The organism is Planctomonas deserti (assembly GCF_003067705.1).
Taxonomy (GTDB): domain Bacteria; phylum Actinomycetota; class Actinomycetes; order Actinomycetales; family Microbacteriaceae; genus Planctomonas; species Planctomonas deserti.
In genome coordinates this window covers 1-15,862 of sequence record NZ_QANL01000003.1, presented here as the reverse complement: position 1 = coordinate 15,862, position 15,862 = coordinate 1, and the positions used below count along the sequence as shown (strand labels likewise).

Here is a 15,862-nt window from a genome sequence, read left to right as displayed (position 1 = left end):
ACCCTCCCCCGTCCGCCGCCCACGCTACCGGGCGTGTGCCCGTGCGGTGGGTGCGGTGGGAGTGGGTGAGGTTCGTGGGGCGCCGGCACGGACCCGGCGACACTGTCCCTGAGCTTGTCGAAGGGACGCTGGTCGGTACGACCCCGGACCCAGCGGGCAAGCGAGTTCTCCACAGGAGCGAAAGTTCCTCATCGAAGAAACTTTCGACATGCTAGAATGTGTGCTATGGGAACCCCGGCAGCGACGCTCCTCCGCACAGCGGATGCGGTCGCGCGCCTGGGCTCCTCCCCCGCTGCTTATGTCACGCTCGCCAAGCAGGATCTGCTCGACGCGTTGCACGCTATCGCCGACCTCAAGCAGTGCTGCGACACCTTCTCCGCCTGGATCGCCGGCGAATTGAATCGCCGCTCGAGCACCGACCTCGGATCCGCCGGCCTCGCCCAAGAGGAGGGCTACCGCACCCCGCAAGCGATGGTGGAGGCGATCACCGGGACCACCAAGGGTGGCGCCGTCTCGATCGTGGAGGTGGGCAAGATGCTCGCCGAAACGGACGCGGTGGAGACCCTCCAGCGCGAGCACCCCGAACTCCCGGCGCCGCCCACCCCTTGGCAGGCGCCGATCGCACACGCCGTCACCGACGGGAAGTTGTCGATCGCGCAGGCCGACGCGATCCGGGCCGGGCTGGGACTGCCGACGGACGCGGTACTGGCCAAAGCGCTGTCCGAGGCCGCGGTCGAGTTAGTCGAAGACGCGGCGACCCTTACCGCGGGTCAACTGCACCGCCGCGCGCGGCAGTTGCGCGACGACCTGGACGACACCGAGGTCGCGGATCGCGAGAAGGCGCAGCTGGAGCAGCAGCACCTGAAGGCATGGAAGCGACCGGACGGGATGGTGGAGGGCAAGTTCCTCTACGCCCCTGAACCCGGCGCCTTCCTCCTGTCTGTACTCGACGAGCTGACCAACCCCCGCCGTGGCGGACCACGGTTCGTGAAGGAAGAGGACCGAGAGCGGATCGACGCGATCCTCAACGACCCTCGGCCGACCGAGCGGCTCGCGGCCGACGGGTTCCTTGAACTGCTGCGCATCGGCGCGGACGCCGACCCAGGACAGGTGTACGGGTCCAGGCGACCCGCGGTCCGGGTGATCGTGACCAAGGAGAGCCTCGACTCCGGCGAAGGCCACGGCTCGATCCAGGACACCGGCGAAGCGGTCTCGATCACCACCATCCGGCGCGAGGTGTGCAGCACGGGAACGGTCGCGGTGGTCCTCGACGACGACGGCCAGTGCGTCAATGTCGGACGGGAACAGCGCCTTTTCACCACCCGCCAGCGCATCGGACTAGCCGTGAGGGATGGCGGCTGCATGTGGCCCGGCTGCGATAGGCCGCCGTCCTGGTGCGAAGCCCACCACATCAACCAGTGGAAGAGAGACCACGGCAAAACCGACATCGCCGACGGAGTCCTGCTCTGCAAGCACCACCACCTGCTCCTCCACAACAACGGCTGCGACATCACCCGAATTGGCGGGAAGTACCTGCTGCTCCCGCCGCAGTCGATCGGCCCGACCCGTGAAGCGCGGCACCTGGCGACGAAGAGCAGGGCGGTCCAGGACTGGAACGCCCGCCGACACCGCCTCCGACCCCCTGTCCACCCGCTCGAGCCCACCCCAACCGGTGGGTGATCATGCTCACGATGTTGCCTGGCGCCGCTTCCTCACGGTCCCTGAGCCTGTCGAAGGGACACGACGCGCCCCACTCCGACAAGCTCAGCGACCGTGTGCGGAGCGCCCGCGGGTCCCGGCGGCCGCACCGCCCGCATCCCATCGCTGCTTGCGAAGCTCTCAAAAACCAACTCCGCGGCCCTGTGCGGGACGCAACTCGGACTCGGCAGCCGCACCACCCGGACTCCATCGCTGCTCGCGAAGCTCTCGAGGACGACCAAGACCGCGCAACGGCACCAACTCCGGTCCCTGAGCCTGTCGAAGGGACGCGACGCACCTCACGTCGCTTCGACAAGCTCAGCGACCGTACGGGCGCTGCGACCGTCGTGGCTCAGCGACCGTACGGGCTCAGAGGCGGCACGGATAGGGTTTTCGCATGGCTGACGAGACTTACACCGCCTTCCTCGCCAAGAAGGGACGGGAGGCGGAGGGACGCATCACCGGCCCGCACCCCTTCCTCGACGGGAAGCCCGCCCCAGCCATCCGCGAGTCGTACGTCGCCACCGACGGCCAGCGCCGGGTCGCCACGTACGAGCTGAGCGAGACGGTCGGCGGACCGTCGCTGTACGAGTACACGTGGATCTCGGACGAGGCGGTCGGCGACGACGCCTAGTCGCCGGGCGCGCTAGGCGCGCACCCCGAAGCCGCCGAGACGCACTCGCCCCGGAAAGTGGGGCGCGGCGGGGGCAGAAACTGGGGCGCGCGCGACCCGCGTATTGGGGGGTTCAATAACCGGCGGACCGGGAAAACCCGTGTTTGAATCGGATCCGATGACTATCCGCCGGATCCCCCACACGCGATGACGCCCACGCAGCTCACCGCCGCGCGGGCGGTCACAACGGTACGTCGCCGGTCGACCGACGCGGTCACCCTGCGGGGCTACCTCGTGCCCATGTGGGCACTGGTCCTCGCCGCCTACGCCGCATCCCGCCTGCTGACGACGGCGTTCCTCGCAGCGGTGCACGGGCTCGCCCGGGCACTCGGCTGGGACTTCGCTAGCTTCGACTGGGTGCCCAGCTTCGCCCGGTTCCTCGCCTCCTGGGACGGCGTGCACTACGGCACCATCGCCGTCGACGGGTACCCGACTGAGCTCCCCCGTGGTGACGACGGCAACGTCCAGAAGAACCCCTGGGCCTTCCTGCCGCTCTTCCCGTTGATGGTGCGGCCGGTGTCGGCCCTCACCGGCTGGGACTTCGCGCTCAGCGGTGCGGTCATCTCCACGATCTTCGGCGCGGCCGCGACGGTCGCGCTCTACCGACTGCTCCTGCCGAGCGTCGGGCGCACCAGCGCCTTCTGGGGCGCCATGTTCTTCTGCTTCGGCCCGATGTCGTTCGTGCTGCAGATCGCCTACGCCGAGAGCGTCTTCCTGTTCTTCATGTTCTGCAGCGTCGCCGCGATGTCCGCGCGCCGGTACTGGCTCATGATCCCGCTCGGCGTCGGCGCCGCCTTCGCCCACCCCGGCGCGCTTGCGGTGTCCGCCGCGCTCGGCCTGCACTTCCTGTTCCGCCTCGCGGGGCGCGACAAAGCGCCGTTCCCGCACGCGGAGCGCGTCGCCGCGATCGCGGCGGGCATCGTCATCACGATCGCCGGCTTCGCCTGGCCCCTGGTGGCCACGGCGGTGACCGGCAGCCGGAGCGCGTACTTCGACACGGAGATGGCGTGGTGGCGCGACTACGTCGGCGACGTGGGCTTCGTGCCCTTCACGCCGTGGTTCCTCATGGCCGGCCACTACCTCGGGGCGTTCGGCGTCGTGATGGTGACCGCGGTGCTCTTCGGCGCCATCCTGTGGCTGTCCGGCCGCCAGGTGCGCCTCCTCGGCCTCGACCTGCACCTGTACACGATCAGCTACGTCGCCTACCTCGTGGCGGTCTTCCTGCCGCAGCAGAGCCTCTTCCGCATGCTCCTGCCGCTCTCCCCCCTGCTCGGGCTGCCCGCGCTGTCGGCCACCCCGCAGCGCCGGCGCCGGATGCTGACCGCCTGCATCGCGCTCCAGCCGGTCGCGATCCTGCTCTTCTGGTTCGTCTGGCCCGCCTAGCGCTGGACCGACGACCGGTCCGCCGCGTCGAGCATGCGGCTCGCGGTCTCCCGCAGAGCCGCAACGAGCTCGGGCGAGCCCTCGACCTCGTAGCGCACCCCCTCGGGCACCCAGACGAGGGCATCGAGCAGCTCCTGGGTGCTGCGACCGCCGATCGGCCATCGCGTGCGCCCCTCCCCGTCCGCCTGGGCTCCGGCCGCCCACGGCCCGAACCGCTCCCGCATGCGATCCAGGGGTAGGTCCATCACCACCCAGGCGGTGTGCGTCCTGCTGAGCTCCGCGGTCGCGGCGGCGAGGAACTGCGCGGCGTCGGCCGCGGGCAGCGCGCGCGGCTCGAACCGCAGTCGCGTGCCGGTCAGGTCGTGGATGCGGTCGACCCGGAACGTGCGCCAGTCCTCCCGGTGCAGGTCCCAGCACACCAGACACCAGTCGCGCTGGGCGGCCACCAGCGCGTGCGGCTCGACGAGCCGGCGCGTCTCCTCCCCCGTCGCCGCGAGATAGTGGAAGCGGATCCGCTCGTGGTCGCGGCACGCGAGGGCGAGCGCGCCGAGCAGGTCTGGCGACACGGGCGCCCGACGGCCGGGTTGCGCCGTGACCGCGCCCGCGAGGGCGTTCACCCGCTCCCGCAACGCGGCGGGCAGCACCTGCTCGAACTTCGCGAGCGCCGACATCGTGGTCTGCTCGTCATCGGCGAGGCCCTGGGCCGCCGCCAGCCGCAGGCCGACCGCGACGGCCACCGCCTCCTGCGCGGTGAACAGCAGCGGGGGCAGGGCGGATGCCGCCTCGAGCCGGTAACCCCCGGCCGCTCCCCGCGTCGCCTCCACCCGGTAGCCCAGCCCGCGCAGGCGCTCGACGTCCCGTCGTAGGGTCCGCTCGGTGACGCCGAGCCGCCGCGCCAGTTCCGGGCCTGTCCACTGCCGGTGGGTCTGCAGCACGCCGAGCAGCGCGAGCACCCGCGACGTCGTCTCGGCCATGGTCGAGAATACGACGGAAAACAGGACGAGAACCGTCCTGAATCGTTCCTATCGTGATGGCGGTGGCGGCCGGAGCCGCCGGTGCGCGGCGCATCGGCACGACCCCACCGGGAAGGGACGGAAAAAGCATGGACTGGAAGCTCGAGCTCATCGCGGTGCCCGTGGCGGACATCGACAGGGCGAAGGAGTTCTACGTGAAGATCGGCTTCACCGCTGACCACGACGTCCGGGTCAACGAGGACCTGCGCTTCGTGCAGCTGACGCCTCCGGGCTCGGCCTGTTCCATAGTGCTGGACACCAACATGAGCCAGATGACACCCGGGTCCGTCGAGGGGCTGCAGTGCGTCGTCGCCGACGCCGACCGCGCGCTGGCGGAGCTGCGGGAGCTCGGCGTCGAGGCTCGCGGCGTGGAGGAGTATCCGTGGGGCCGCTTCGTGTTCTTCACCGACCCGGACGGCAACGGCTGGGCGCTGCAGCAGATGGTGCCGCAGCAGGCGGTGCCGCAGCAGGCGTGATCCGCCCGCGATGACGCACGCTGGATGAAGACGATGGGTCCGGAGCGGGTCAGCCGCTGATCCGCGCCTCGACCCGCTCGATGAAGTCGCGGATGAGGTCGACGGACTGCGGCGCGTCCGGCAGGTCGTGGCCGTAGCCCTCGATCTCGGCGCGCTCGCCCCCGAGCGACGCGATCCGGTCGACGACGACGTCGTACGCGTCGCTCGAGTGTCCGGTGACGGCGAGGGTGGCGACGTCGGCGAAGATGTCCGGGCTCAGGCCCGCCTCCCACGGCGGCCGGAGCAGGCGGAAGCGCTCGTTCGACCGGATCTCCTGCTCGGTGCCGAAGGACGCGATGAAGTGCTCCACCCGCGGCTCCCCGCGCACGAGCGAGAACGCCGACGGCTCGAACAGCACGAGCGACACCACGGTCGCGGGTGAGAGGTGGGCCGCCCGGATCGCGGCGAGCGCGCCGTAGGAGTGCGCGACCACGTGTGCGCCCTCCCCCGCGGCCTCGACGACGGCTGATGCATCCGCCTCGAAGTCGGTGGGGATGCGCTCCTCGCCCTCGCCGTACCCCGGGAGGGCGAGGAAGTGCGTCTCGCGTCCGAAGTCGGCGGCCGCCTGAACCGGCCAGGCAGCCCTTCCGCCGAGGTTCGAGCCATGGACGAAGACGATCGGCAGCGACATAGGGCCAACCCTAATCAGTCGGCCGCGCCGCGTCGCCCCGCTGGGTCGCGTCGCCCGCGCCACCCCGCCTTTAGAGAGGGGGTGGTGGATCGCGGCGACGGCGCTAGCCTGGCCAGCATGCCGATCGACCCGCCGCTGCTGGACTGGTTACTGGACTCGGACCCCGCCCTCCGCTGGCAGGTCGAGCGCGACCTGGTGGGAGCACCCGAGGCGGTCTGGAGCGCGACGCGCGCCCGGGTCGCCACCGAGGGCTTCGGCGCCCGGCTGCTCGCGGCCCAGGATCCCGACGGGCAGTGGGCGGGGGGCGCGTACTTCCCCGGCGACTTCCGTGGCCCTGACCCGGCCGACGAGGACGGGCAGCCCTACACGGCGACGACGTGGACGCTCAACACCCTGCGCGACTTCGGGCTGGATCCGGCGGCGCTCGCCGGGACCGCGGAGCTGCTCGCGGCGAACAGCCGCTGGGAGTACGAGGGCCTGCCCTACTGGGGCGGCGAGGTCGACTGCTGTATCAACGCCTTCACACTCGCCAACGGTGCGTGGCTCGGTACGGACGTCTCGGCGCTGGCGGGCTGGTTCGTCGAGCACCGGCTGGCGGACGGCGGCTGGAACTGCGAGTGGGTCGAGGGCTCGACCCGGTCCTCCTTCCACTCGACCCTCAACAGCCTGAAGGGGATGCTGTACTACGAGGCCGCGACCGGGGGCACGGACGCGCTGAGGGAGGCCAGGCGGGCGGGCGAGGAGTACCTGCTGGAGCGCGGGCTGCTGCGTCGGCGCAGCACGGGCGAGCTCGTCGGATCGTGGGCGACACACTTCGCCTATCCGTTCCGCTGGGTCTACAGCGCGCTCAACGCGGCCGACCACTTCCGCTCAGCGGCGCTGCACGACGGCACCGCCCCCGACCCGCGCCTGGCGGACGCCATCGAGGTGATCCGCGCCGCGCGCCGCCCGGACGGGACCTGGCTGCAGGAGCGCCGGCACCCCGGGCGCACCTGGTTCCAGATCGACGTGCCGCCGGGCGAGCCCTCGCCGTGGCTCACCTTCCACGCCACCCGCGTCCTCGACTGGTGGGACGAGGCGACCGCGTCGGAAGCGGCGGGCTCCCGGTAGCCGGACCCGCCGGATGCGGCTGGACTCGGCCGCGCGGTCGGGTCGCGGCTAGGCCAGGATGCGGCGCACGCGCTCCACGTCGTGGCGTATCTGCTCGATGAGGGGCCCGATGCCCTCGTAGGCGACCTGGCCGCGGATGCGGGACACGAACGCCACGTCGACCACGTGGTCGTAGAGGTCGAGGTCCTCGTCGAGCACGTACGCCTCGACCTGCTTGGGCGGGACGCCCTCGAAGGTCGGGTTGCTGCCCACGGAGATCGCCGCGGGATACCGCTTGCCGTCGTCGGTGAGCCAGCCGGCGTACACGCCGTCGGCGGGGATGAGGCCCTCGGACTCGGGAGAGAGGTTCGCGGTCGGGAAGCCGAGCTCCCGGCCGCGCTTGGCGCCGTGCACCACGACGCCGCGCACGGACGGCGCGCGGCCGAGCAGGGTCGCCGCCGCGCCGACCTCCCCCGCGGTGAGCAGGTCGCGGATCCAGGTGGAGGAGGCCCGTCTGTGGTGGTCCGGGCGCACGTCGCCGACCGTCTGCACCCGAAATCCGTGCTCCTCGCCGAGCTGCGCGAGGGTCTCGACCGTTCCGGCCCCGCGCGCGCCGAAGCGGAAGTCCTCCCCGACGAGCACGAGCCGCGCCGAGAGGGCGTCGACGAGGATCTTCTCGACGAACTCGCGCGGGGTGAGCGAGGAGAGCGCCTCGTCGAACGGCAGCAGCACGGTCGTGTCGACGCCGACCTCGGCCAGCAGCGCGACCTTCTGCGGGTTGCTCACGAGCGGCGGCGGGCAGGATCCGGGCGAGAGCAGGGCGAGCGGATGCCGGTCGAACGTCACGACCGTGGACACGAGGCCCTCGGCCTGGGCGAGCTCGACGAGCCGGCCGAGCACGGCGCGGTGGCCGGCGTGCACGCCGTCGAACTTACCGATGCTCACCGCGGACGGGCCGTAGCCCGCCGGGATGTCCTCCAGCGTCTCGTACAGGCGCACCCGTCAGGCCGTCCTCTGGGCCGCCGACGCGGCGGCGGGCGAGGTGGACCGCGGGCGGTGCTTCGCCAGCCAGACCATGCCGAGCACGGGCAGGATCAGGGGCACGAACACGTAGCCACGGCCGAAGACCGACCACACGGTGTCGTGGGGGAACAGCTCGGGGTCGGCCAGGCTGAGCACGCCGATGACGATCACGCCGAGCAGCTCGAACGTGATCGTGCCCCAGGCGACGCGGTACCAGGCGGTGTGGGACGCGGCGCTGCGGCCGGGCGCGACGAGGGCGACCGTCGCGACGATGTAGACGACCGCCGCGAGGGCGGAGAGCGAGTAGGCCAGCGGGGCCTCGTCGAACTTCGTGAGGATCTGCACCGCCGAGCGACCGGTGGCCGCGAGGGCGAGAAAGCCGTAGACCACGATCAGGACTCGACCGATCCCGGTCACGCGCGCGCTGTTAGCCATGTCCCATCCATTATCGCCTACCCGGCTGGGCACCGCCGCCGCGTCAGGTCAGCTGCACGTTCCAGATGATGTGCATGCGGTAGAGCATCACGGCAATCGCCAGGCAGGCGACGCCGAGGATGACGGTGCTCCATCTCGTCCGTTCCACGAGCGCCCAGAAGGCGGCGAGCGGAGGCACGATGACGGCGCTGATCAGGTACGCGTAGAACTCCGCGACGTTGCCCGTGGGAAGGTTCCCGAAGATCGGCGCGACGATCGCGGTGACCAGCTGCGCGACGAGCAGCACCTCGACGAGGGCGGCCGCGCCCATGCTGAGGTCGTTGGGCTTCCGGCCCGCGAAGCCGAGGACGAGGCACAGCAGTCCGGCCGCGACCGCGATGGCGATCTGCGCCGTGGTGAACCACTCGATCACGGCGCTCCCGTCGGGTCGGCTGCGGCGGGGGGCACCGGGTCGTCCGGCGGGAAGTTGACGACCGACCTGCCGACCCGGCCGGAGAACTCCACGAGGCCCACGAGCCGGCCGTCGGGGGCGACGGCGGCGAGGGGTCCGCCACCGGGCGCCTCCTCCGCGGCAGAGATGCGCTTGCCGTGTCCGAGGTCCACCGCCTGCTCGTGGGTGAGGTGCAGGGTCTCGAAGATCGCGCCCGCCGCCGTGGCGGGCGGCAGCAGCCGGGTGGCCACGTCGAGCTCGTCGATGGTCACGGCGTCCCGCACGGCGAAGGGGCCCACCCGAGTGCGCCGCAGCTCGGTGAGGTGCCCGCCGACGCCGAGAGAGGCGCCGAGGTCACGGGCCAGCGCGCGGATGTAGGTTCCGGACGAGCACTCGACGCGCACCAGGAGGTCGAGGTGGTCGCCCTGTCCGGGGTCCTCGGACGGCTGCGGCTCGTATCCGCGCAGCTCGAAGGCGGAGACGGTGACCGCGCGGGCCGCGAGCTCGACCTCCTCGCCCTCGCGCGCCAGGGCGTAGGCGCGCTTGCCGTCCACCTTGATCGCGCTGACGGTGCTCGGCACCTGGCGGATGTCGCCGCGGAGCTGCGCCATCGCCTGCTCGACCTGATCGACGCCGAGGGTGGCTACGGCGCCGGGCGGGGCGGTCGACACGACGTCGCCCTCGCGGTCGTCGGTGACGGTGGCCGAACCCAGCCGGATGGTGGCGACGTACTCCTTGTCGAGCCCGACGAGGTAGGTGAGCAGCCGGGTGGAGCTGTTGATGCCGAGGATCATGAGCCCGGTGGCCATCGGATCGAGCGTGCCCGCGTGACCCACCTTCCGGGTTCCGGCGAGGCGCCGGGTGCGGGCGACGAGGTCGTGGCTCGTCCAGCCGCCCTGCTTGTCGAGGAGCAGGATGCCGCTCGCCCGCGGGCCGGGCTCCCCGGCGGATGTTCGTGTCATGACTCCCCCATCATCCGGCATGCCGCCGGGGGGAGCCAAAACGGTTCACCTAGGCTGGAGCGGGTGCGCGGGGACCAGGATCGGAAGCCGCGCCCACGGGGTGTACGGAGGCGCGGGAGACCGCGGGAAGCGGGGGACGCATGCGGGTAGCGGTGATCGGCGCGGGTGCCGTCGGCGGCACGCTCGCCGCGCTGCTGCACCGCGCCGGACACGAGGTCGACGTGACCGCGCGCGGCGAGAACCTGCGGACGCTCCAGGAGGACGGCCTGCTCCTCACCGGCGCGTGGGGCACGCACACCGCTCGGGTCGCCGCCGCCGAGCGCCTCGGCCGCCCGCCGGAGCTCGCCCTCGTCACGGCCAAGATCGCGGACGCCGCGGACGCGATGTCGGCCAACGCGGGCTACCTGCGGGGCATCCCCGTCGTGGTCGTGCAGAACGGCCTGGAGGGCGTGCGCGGCGGCAGGAGGGCCCTCCCCCACTCCGACGTCGTCGGAGGGCTCGCGCTGTTCGCGGCCTCCCTCGTGGCGCCCGGGCGGGTCTCGGTGACGGCGGCAGCGGAGACGATCCTCGGCGTGCCCGGTGCCGCGCCCACCCTGCCGGTGCTGTCCGCGGTCGAGCTGCTCGACCCGATCCTGCCGGTCCGCGCGACCGCCAACTTCGAGGGCGCGCAGTGGACGAAGCTCGTGATCAACGGCGTGAACGCCGTGCCCGCCATCACCGGGCTGAGCGTCCAGGCCACGCTGGCCGACCCTGCCCTGCGTGCCGTGGTGACGCGGGGCATGCAGGAGACCGTCCGCGTCGGGGTGGCCGCGGGAATCCGCTTCGATCCGATCTCGGGCCTCGGCGACCGGACCCTGCGCGCATTCGCCCGACTGCCCGTCCGGCTCGCGCAGGCGGTTCCCGCCCGCATGGGCAGGCGCATGGGTGCGACGCCGAATCCGGGGTCGACGCTGCAGAGCATCCGGCGAGGCAGGCCGACGGAGGTCGACGGACTGAACGGTGCCGTCGTGGCGCAGGCCGCCCGACTGCGGCTGGACAGCCCGGTCAACGCGGCGCTCGTCGCCATGGTGCACGAGGTCGAGGCCTCGCGGGCGCACCTGCCCGTCGCCGAGGTCGTGCGCCGCGTGGCCGGCTAGCGGGTAGCGGGTAGCCGGTAGCGATTAACGCCTAGCAGCTGTCGGCGAAGATCCGGCGGGGGTGCTCGAGGTCGCCGTTCGCGATGATCGCGGACGCCTTCGTGCGCGGGTCGACGACGGAGCGGTAGAGGCGCTGCGCGTCCGCGTACCGCCGGTTGCTCTCCGCCTCCGGGTCGGGGTCCGTGCCGTCCCGCTCGGCCACGCGGGCGAACGCGATCTCCGCGGGCACGTCGAGCCAGACCGAGTAGTTCCAGATGCCGCTGAGCTCGGGGCGGTTGAGGAAGACGCCGTCGACGATCAGCACGGCATCGGCCGGCGCGGTGACCCACTTCGGCTCGACGGGCGCGTCGCGGCGGCCGTCGAACGCCTCGAGCACGAAGCCGGCGCTGCCGCCCAGGCGGAACGGCTCGACCAGCACGCGGCGGAAGGTCGAGTAGTCGTACGAGTCGTGGAAGCAGGTCTCGCCCGTGCGTCCGCGGCCGTGGCGCTCCGACCGCGGCCGGAGGAACGAGTCGATGGAGGCGCGGAAAACGGCGACGCCGCGCTTGCGCATCGTCGCTGCGAGCTCGTCCGCGAAGCGGGTCTTCCCCGCCCCGTCGGCGCCGTCGACGGCGAGGATGGTGCGGCCGCGGCCGTAGTTGTGCAGGAACTCGTCGGCGATCCCGCCGACGACCTCGGAACGCGTTGCCTGGTACAGGGGCATGCCGCGAGCCTACGCGCGTGGACCGTCCCGGTCCTCGCCTAGGCTGAACGGGTGACACCGGCAAGCGACACCGCGCTCGCCGTGAACGCCTGGTTCCGCGCGAACGCGCGCGACCTGCCGTGGCGCAGGCCGGGCTTCGGCCCGTGGGGCATCCTCGTCAGCGAGTTCATGCTGCAGCAGACCCCGGTGGTGCGGGTCATCCCCCGGCTCGAGGAGTGGCTCGAGCGCTGGCCGACGCCGCACGCGCTCGCGTCGACGCCGCAGAGCGAGGCTGTGCGGGCCTGGGGCAGGCTCGGCTACCCGCGCCGGGCGCTGTACCTGCACGGCTGCGCGGTCGCGATCACGGAGCGGCACGGCGGGATCGTGCCCGAGACCGTCTCGGAACTGCTCGCCCTGCCGGGCGTCGGCGAGTACACGGCGCGGGCCGTGGCGGCGTTCGCGTTCGGTCACCGGCACCCGGTCGTGGACACGAACGTGCGCCGCGTGCTCGCCCGGGCGGTCGGCGGAGTCGCCGACCCCGGCCCGCCGTCGACCCGGCGCGACCTTGCGGCGATGGCCGCGGAGCTGCCCGAGGACCGGGACGAGGCGCGAGTCTTCAACGCCGGCGTGATGGAGCTGGGCGCCGTCGTGTGCACGGCGCGTTCGCCGCGCTGCGACGCGTGCCCGCTGCGGGAGACCTGCCGCTGGCGCGCCGCGGGCTATCCGGAATACACCGGGCCGGCCAGGGTCGTGCAGAAGCGGTTCGAGGGGTCGGACCGCCAGGTGCGCGGCCTCATCCTCGCCGAGCTGCGCGCGTCGCACCGGCCCGTGACTGCGGCGGAAATCGCGGCGCTGTGGCCGGACGCGGTGCAGCTCGAACGCGCTCTCGCGGCGCTCGTGGCGGACGGCCTCGCGGTGCCCGCCGAACCCGGGTCCTACGCGCTACCCGAGTAACGGCGCCCGCCACGGTCCCTGAGCCGCCGACGGTCCTCAACGACGACGGTCCCCAACGACGACGGTCCCTGACCCTGTCGAAGGGACGCAACGGATGTCGCGTCCCTTCGACGAGCTCAGGAACCGTACGGGCTCAGGGACTGGGATCGCTCGCGGACCACGTCGGGTCAGCGGGTGGCGTCGTCCTCCTCGTCGTCGTCCTCGTCGGTTCGGGGCTTGACGTAGGGGTCCTCGTCGCCGGCGTACGTGGCGTTCGCCGCGAGCGTCTGCGTCTCGTTGTCCCGCTCGCGGGCCTCCTGCAGCAGGCGCTCGATCGACGCGGCCGTCTCGGGCAAGGCGTCGAGGATGAACTCGAGCGACGGCGTGACGCGGGCCGTGATGTTGCGGCCGACCTCGCTGCGCAGCATCCCGGTCGCCGACTTGAGGGCGGCGGCACTGTCCGCGCGCTCCCCCTCCGTGCCGTAGACGGTGTAGAAGATGCTGGCGTGCTGCAGGTCGCCGGTCATGCGGACGTCGGTGATGGTGACGAAGCCGAGCCGCGGGTCCTTGATGCCACGGTCGAGCTTCTTGGCGACGATCTCCTTGATGCGATCGGCCATCTTGCGTGCGCGTGCTTCATCGACCATGTTCGTTCCTCTTTCTGACGTGCCGCCGGGGCAGGTGTTGCCCCGGCGAAAAGCCGGGTGCCGGCGTCCGGCGGGGCGAACTCGCCCCCAACCGTACGCCGGCACCCGATGTGCCGCGTGCTACGCGCGCGGCTTCTCCTTCATCTCGATCGTCTCGATCTCGTCGCCGATCTGGATGTCGTTGAACTTGCCCAGGCCGATACCGGCCTCGAAGTCCGTGCGGACCTCGGTGACGTCGTCCTTGAACCGGCGCAGCGACTCGATGGCGAGGTTGTCCCCCACCACGATGCCCTCGCGGATGACGCGCGCCTTGGCGTTGCGCGTGATCGTGCCGGACCGGACGATGACACCGGCGATGTTGCCGAACTTGCTGGAGCGGAACACCTCGCGGATCTCCGCCACGCCGGACTGGACCTCTTCGAACTCGGGCTTGAGCATGCCCTTGAGCGAGTTCTCGATGTCCTCGAGCGCAGCGTAGATGACGGAGTAGAACCGCACGTCGACGCCCTCACGAGCGGCCCGCTCGCGCGCCTTGTTGTCAGGACGCACGTTGAAGCCGATGATGATGGCGTTGTCGACCGTTGCGAGGTTGACGTCGGACTCGGTGACCGCACCCACACCGCGGTGGATGATGCGCAGCTGAACGCTGTCGTCCACCTCGATCTTGAGCAGCGACTCCTCGAGCGCCTCGACGGCACCGGAGACGTCACCCTTGATGATGAGGTTGAGCGCCTCGACCTTGCCCTCTTCGAGTGCACGGGTGAAGTCCTCGAGGCTGATGCGCTTGCGAGCCTTGGCCAACTGAGCGTTGCGCTCGACGGCCTCGCGCTTCTCGGCGATCTGCCGCGCGGTGCGGTCCTCCTCGGTGACGAGGAAGGTGTCGCCGGCGCGGGGCACGCTCGACAGACCCTGAACGAGCACCGGACGCGAGGGGTAGGCCTCGTGCACGACGTCGCCGTTCTCGTCCATCATCGCCCGCACTCGCCCGTAGGCGGTGCCCGCGACGATGGCGTCTCCGACGCGCAGCGTTCCGGACTGGATAAGCACGGTCGCCACGGCGCCGCGGCCCTTGTCGAGTCGCGCCTCGATGGCGACACCGCGCGCGTCCTTGTTCGGGTTCGCGCGGAGGTCGAGTCCCGCATCCGCGGTGAGCAGAACGGCCTCGAGCAGGTCGTCGATACCCGTCTTGTTCAGCGCGGACACGTCGACGAACATCACGTCGCCGCCGTACTCCTCGGCCACGAGGCCGTACTCGGTGAGCTGCTGGCGCACCTTCGCCGGGTTGGCGCCGGGCTTGTCGATCTTGTTGACCGCGACCACGATCGGCACGTTCGCCGCCTGGGCGTGGTTCAGCGCCTCGACCGTCTGCGGCATGATGCCGTCGTCGGCCGCGACCACCAGGATCGCGATGTCCGTCACCTGCGCACCACGGGCGCGCATGGCGGTGAACGCCTCGTGGCCCGGGGTGTCGATGAAGGTGATGGCGCGCTCGACGTCCTCGTGCGGAGCCCACACCTGGTAGGCGCCGATGTGCTGCGTGATGCCGCCGGCCTCGCCCGCGATGACGTTGGCGCTGCGGATGGCGTCGAGCAGTCGGGTCTTACCGTGGTCGACGTGACCCATGACGGTGACGACGGGGGGCCGGATCTCCAGCACGTCGTCGTCCTCGTCCTCGAGCTCCTGCTCGAGGTCGATGTCGAAGCCCTCGAGCAGCTCGCGGTCCTCGTCCTCGGGCGAGACGACCTGGATCTTGTAGCCCAGCTCCTCACCGAGCACCGAGAAGGTGGCCTCGTCGAGCGACTCCGTCGCCGTGGCCATCTCACCGAGGTGGAACAGCACGGTGACGAGGTTTCCGGGGCTCGCGTCGATCTTGTCGGCGAAGTCCGAGATGGAGGCGCCGCGGCGCAGTCGGATGACCGTGCTGCCGTTGCCGCGGGGAACGCTCACGCCGCCGAGCGACGGGGCTTCCCTCAGCTCGAACTCTGCCCTCTTCGTCCGCTTCGACTTGCGCGCCTTGCTCTTGCCGCCACCGCGACCGAACGCACCGGCCGTGCCGCCGCCGGGGCCGCGACCACGGCCGCCACCACCGGCGGGACGGAAGCCACCACCGGCACCGGGGGCGCCGCCGGGTCGGAAACCACCGGCAGCACCAGGGGCGCCACCGGGACGGAAGCCGCTACCGGCGTTGCCGGGACGCTGGCCGCTACCGGCGGGACGCTGACCGAAGCCGCCCGGACGGGCACCCTGGCCGGGTCCACCCGGACGCGGGGCGCCGGGGCGGGGAGCACCGGGACGCGGCGCGGTGGGACGGGGTCCGCCCGCACCGGCGGCGGGGCGCTGGCCCATGCCCTGGTTGCTCGCGAAGGGGTTGTTGCCGGGACGCGGCTTCTGGCCCATGCCCTGGTTGCTGGCGAAGGGGTTGTTGCCGGGGCGGGGCATGCCCGGACGGGGGATGCCCGGGCGCGGGATGGAGGCGCCCGGCTTCACCGCGTCGCTCGGCGCGGCGGGGGCGGCGGGGGCCTCCGGCGTGCTCGTGGACGCGGCTGCGGCTGCCTCCGCCTTTGCGGCGGCGGCAGCCTTGGCGGCGGCCTCGGCCTGGGCCTGGCGCTCGG

16 protein-coding genes are annotated in these 15,862 nt (G+C 71.8%); 7 read left to right on the top strand and 9 right to left on the bottom strand.

The annotated features are described in order from the left end of the window. Positions 1 to 225 precede the first annotated feature (225 nt). From DAI20_RS10830 to DAI20_RS10820, 3 genes are all read left to right on the top strand, one after another. Complete coding sequence (locus DAI20_RS10830) at positions 226 to 1,680, top strand: HNH endonuclease signature motif containing protein (RefSeq protein ID WP_159085000.1); 1,455 nt, start codon at positions 226 to 228, stop codon at positions 1,678 to 1,680. Positions 1,681 to 2,095: 415 nt separating this feature from the next. After that, positions 2,096 to 2,332 (top strand): hypothetical protein, encoded by a 237-nt coding sequence (locus tag DAI20_RS10825; protein WP_108250706.1) that lies wholly within the window; start codon positions 2,096 to 2,098, stop codon positions 2,330 to 2,332. Between the two features lie 186 nt (positions 2,333 to 2,518). Beyond that, positions 2,519 to 3,754 (top strand): mannosyltransferase family protein, encoded by a 1,236-nt coding sequence (locus DAI20_RS10820; protein WP_108250704.1) that lies wholly within the window; start codon positions 2,519 to 2,521, stop codon positions 3,752 to 3,754. Here DAI20_RS10820 and DAI20_RS10815 read toward each other — a convergent pair. Beyond that, complete coding sequence (locus DAI20_RS10815) at positions 3,751 to 4,728, bottom strand: helix-turn-helix transcriptional regulator (RefSeq protein WP_108250702.1); 978 nt, start codon at positions 4,726 to 4,728, stop codon at positions 3,751 to 3,753. The two genes, DAI20_RS10820 and DAI20_RS10815, sit on opposite strands and share 4 nt — an antisense overlap. Before the next feature lie 128 nt (positions 4,729 to 4,856). Here DAI20_RS10815 and DAI20_RS10810 point away from each other — a divergent pair, with 128 nt between their 5' ends. Then, on the top strand, positions 4,857 to 5,243 hold the full coding sequence (locus DAI20_RS10810; RefSeq protein ID WP_108250700.1) for a VOC family protein: 387 nt from the start codon (positions 4,857 to 4,859) through the stop codon (positions 5,241 to 5,243). Positions 5,244 to 5,292: 49 nt separating this feature from the next. On the opposite strand, the gene DAI20_RS10805 is transcribed toward DAI20_RS10810, so the two are convergent. Beyond that, positions 5,293 to 5,913 (bottom strand): alpha/beta fold hydrolase, encoded by a 621-nt coding sequence (locus tag DAI20_RS10805; protein WP_108250698.1) that lies wholly within the window; start codon positions 5,911 to 5,913, stop codon positions 5,293 to 5,295. A 117-nt stretch (positions 5,914 to 6,030) separates the two neighbouring features. Between DAI20_RS10805 and DAI20_RS10800 the strand changes: the two genes are divergently transcribed. Beyond that, positions 6,031 to 7,023: a squalene cyclase gene (locus DAI20_RS10800; RefSeq protein WP_108250696.1), complete on the top strand. Its 993-nt coding sequence runs from the start codon at positions 6,031 to 6,033 to the stop codon at positions 7,021 to 7,023. Between the two features lie 48 nt (positions 7,024 to 7,071). Here the strand turns inward: DAI20_RS10800 and DAI20_RS10795 are convergent, their stop codons facing one another. From DAI20_RS10795 to truB, 4 genes are read right to left on the bottom strand one after another with little or no spacing between them, the layout of a single operon-like run. Continuing rightward, positions 7,072 to 8,001 (bottom strand): bifunctional riboflavin kinase/FAD synthetase, encoded by a 930-nt coding sequence (locus DAI20_RS10795; RefSeq protein WP_108250694.1) that lies wholly within the window; start codon positions 7,999 to 8,001, stop codon positions 7,072 to 7,074. Between the two features lie 3 nt (positions 8,002 to 8,004). Further along, entirely contained in the window at positions 8,005 to 8,460 is a 456-nt protein-coding gene (locus DAI20_RS10790) for a hypothetical protein (protein WP_108250692.1), read from the bottom strand. Between the two features lie 43 nt (positions 8,461 to 8,503). Beyond that, positions 8,504 to 8,872, bottom strand: a complete 369-nt coding sequence (locus tag DAI20_RS10785; protein ID WP_108250690.1) for a hypothetical protein — start codon at positions 8,870 to 8,872, stop codon at positions 8,504 to 8,506. Beyond that, a complete protein-coding gene (gene truB, locus DAI20_RS10780) occupies positions 8,869 to 9,852 on the bottom strand; it encodes a tRNA pseudouridine(55) synthase TruB (protein WP_108250688.1) in 984 nt (327 codons plus the stop codon). Before truB ends, DAI20_RS10785 begins: the two co-directional genes overlap by 4 nt. Before the next feature lie 140 nt (positions 9,853 to 9,992). Between truB and DAI20_RS10775 the strand changes: the two genes are divergently transcribed. Further along, positions 9,993 to 10,988, top strand: a complete 996-nt coding sequence (locus DAI20_RS10775; protein WP_108250686.1) for a ketopantoate reductase family protein — start codon at positions 9,993 to 9,995, stop codon at positions 10,986 to 10,988. Between the two features lie 31 nt (positions 10,989 to 11,019). On the opposite strand, the gene DAI20_RS10770 is transcribed toward DAI20_RS10775, so the two are convergent. Further along, complete coding sequence (locus DAI20_RS10770; RefSeq protein ID WP_108250684.1) at positions 11,020 to 11,691, bottom strand: nucleoside/nucleotide kinase family protein; 672 nt, start codon at positions 11,689 to 11,691, stop codon at positions 11,020 to 11,022. 51 nt (positions 11,692 to 11,742) lie between these two features. Here DAI20_RS10770 and DAI20_RS10765 point away from each other — a divergent pair, with 51 nt between their 5' ends. After that, complete coding sequence (locus tag DAI20_RS10765) at positions 11,743 to 12,624, top strand: iron-sulfur binding domain-containing protein (protein ID WP_240606034.1); 882 nt, start codon at positions 11,743 to 11,745, stop codon at positions 12,622 to 12,624. A 167-nt stretch (positions 12,625 to 12,791) separates the two neighbouring features. On the opposite strand, the gene rbfA is transcribed toward DAI20_RS10765, so the two are convergent. After that, positions 12,792 to 13,250 carry a 30S ribosome-binding factor RbfA gene (gene rbfA / locus DAI20_RS10760; RefSeq protein ID WP_108250683.1) on the bottom strand — a complete coding sequence of 153 codons (459 nt, stop codon included), beginning with the start codon at positions 13,248 to 13,250 and terminating at the stop codon, positions 12,792 to 12,794. Positions 13,251 to 13,370: 120 nt separating this feature from the next. Next, on the bottom strand, positions 13,371 to 15,862 hold a 2,492-nt coding region (gene infB / locus DAI20_RS10755; RefSeq protein ID WP_108250681.1), incomplete at its 5' end, for a translation initiation factor IF-2.

Excerpts from the sequence above, each read along its gene's own strand:
- DAI20_RS10820 (WP_108250704.1), top strand. The coding sequence starts at position 2,519 with ATGACGCCCACGCAGCTCACCGCCGCGCGGGCGGTCACAACGGTACGT.
- DAI20_RS10830 (WP_159085000.1), top strand. The coding sequence starts at position 226 with ATGGGAACCCCGGCAGCGACGCTCCTCCGCACAGCGGATGCGGTCGCG.
- rbfA (WP_108250683.1), bottom strand. The coding sequence starts at position 13,250 with ATGGTCGATGAAGCACGCGCACGCAAGATGGCCGATCGCATCAAGGAG.
- DAI20_RS10790 (WP_108250692.1), bottom strand. The coding sequence starts at position 8,460 with ATGGCTAACAGCGCGCGCGTGACCGGGATCGGTCGAGTCCTGATCGTG.
- DAI20_RS10810 (WP_108250700.1), top strand. The coding sequence starts at position 4,857 with ATGGACTGGAAGCTCGAGCTCATCGCGGTGCCCGTGGCGGACATCGAC.
- DAI20_RS10770 (WP_108250684.1), bottom strand. The coding sequence starts at position 11,691 with ATGCCCCTGTACCAGGCAACGCGTTCCGAGGTCGTCGGCGGGATCGCC.
- DAI20_RS10815 (WP_108250702.1), bottom strand. The coding sequence starts at position 4,728 with ATGGCCGAGACGACGTCGCGGGTGCTCGCGCTGCTCGGCGTGCTGCAG.
- DAI20_RS10800 (WP_108250696.1), top strand. The coding sequence starts at position 6,031 with ATGCCGATCGACCCGCCGCTGCTGGACTGGTTACTGGACTCGGACCCC.
- DAI20_RS10805 (WP_108250698.1), bottom strand. The coding sequence starts at position 5,913 with ATGTCGCTGCCGATCGTCTTCGTCCATGGCTCGAACCTCGGCGGAAGG.
- truB (WP_108250688.1), bottom strand. The coding sequence starts at position 9,852 with ATGACACGAACATCCGCCGGGGAGCCCGGCCCGCGGGCGAGCGGCATC.
- DAI20_RS10775 (WP_108250686.1), top strand. The coding sequence starts at position 9,993 with ATGCGGGTAGCGGTGATCGGCGCGGGTGCCGTCGGCGGCACGCTCGCC.
- DAI20_RS10825 (WP_108250706.1), top strand. The coding sequence starts at position 2,096 with ATGGCTGACGAGACTTACACCGCCTTCCTCGCCAAGAAGGGACGGGAG.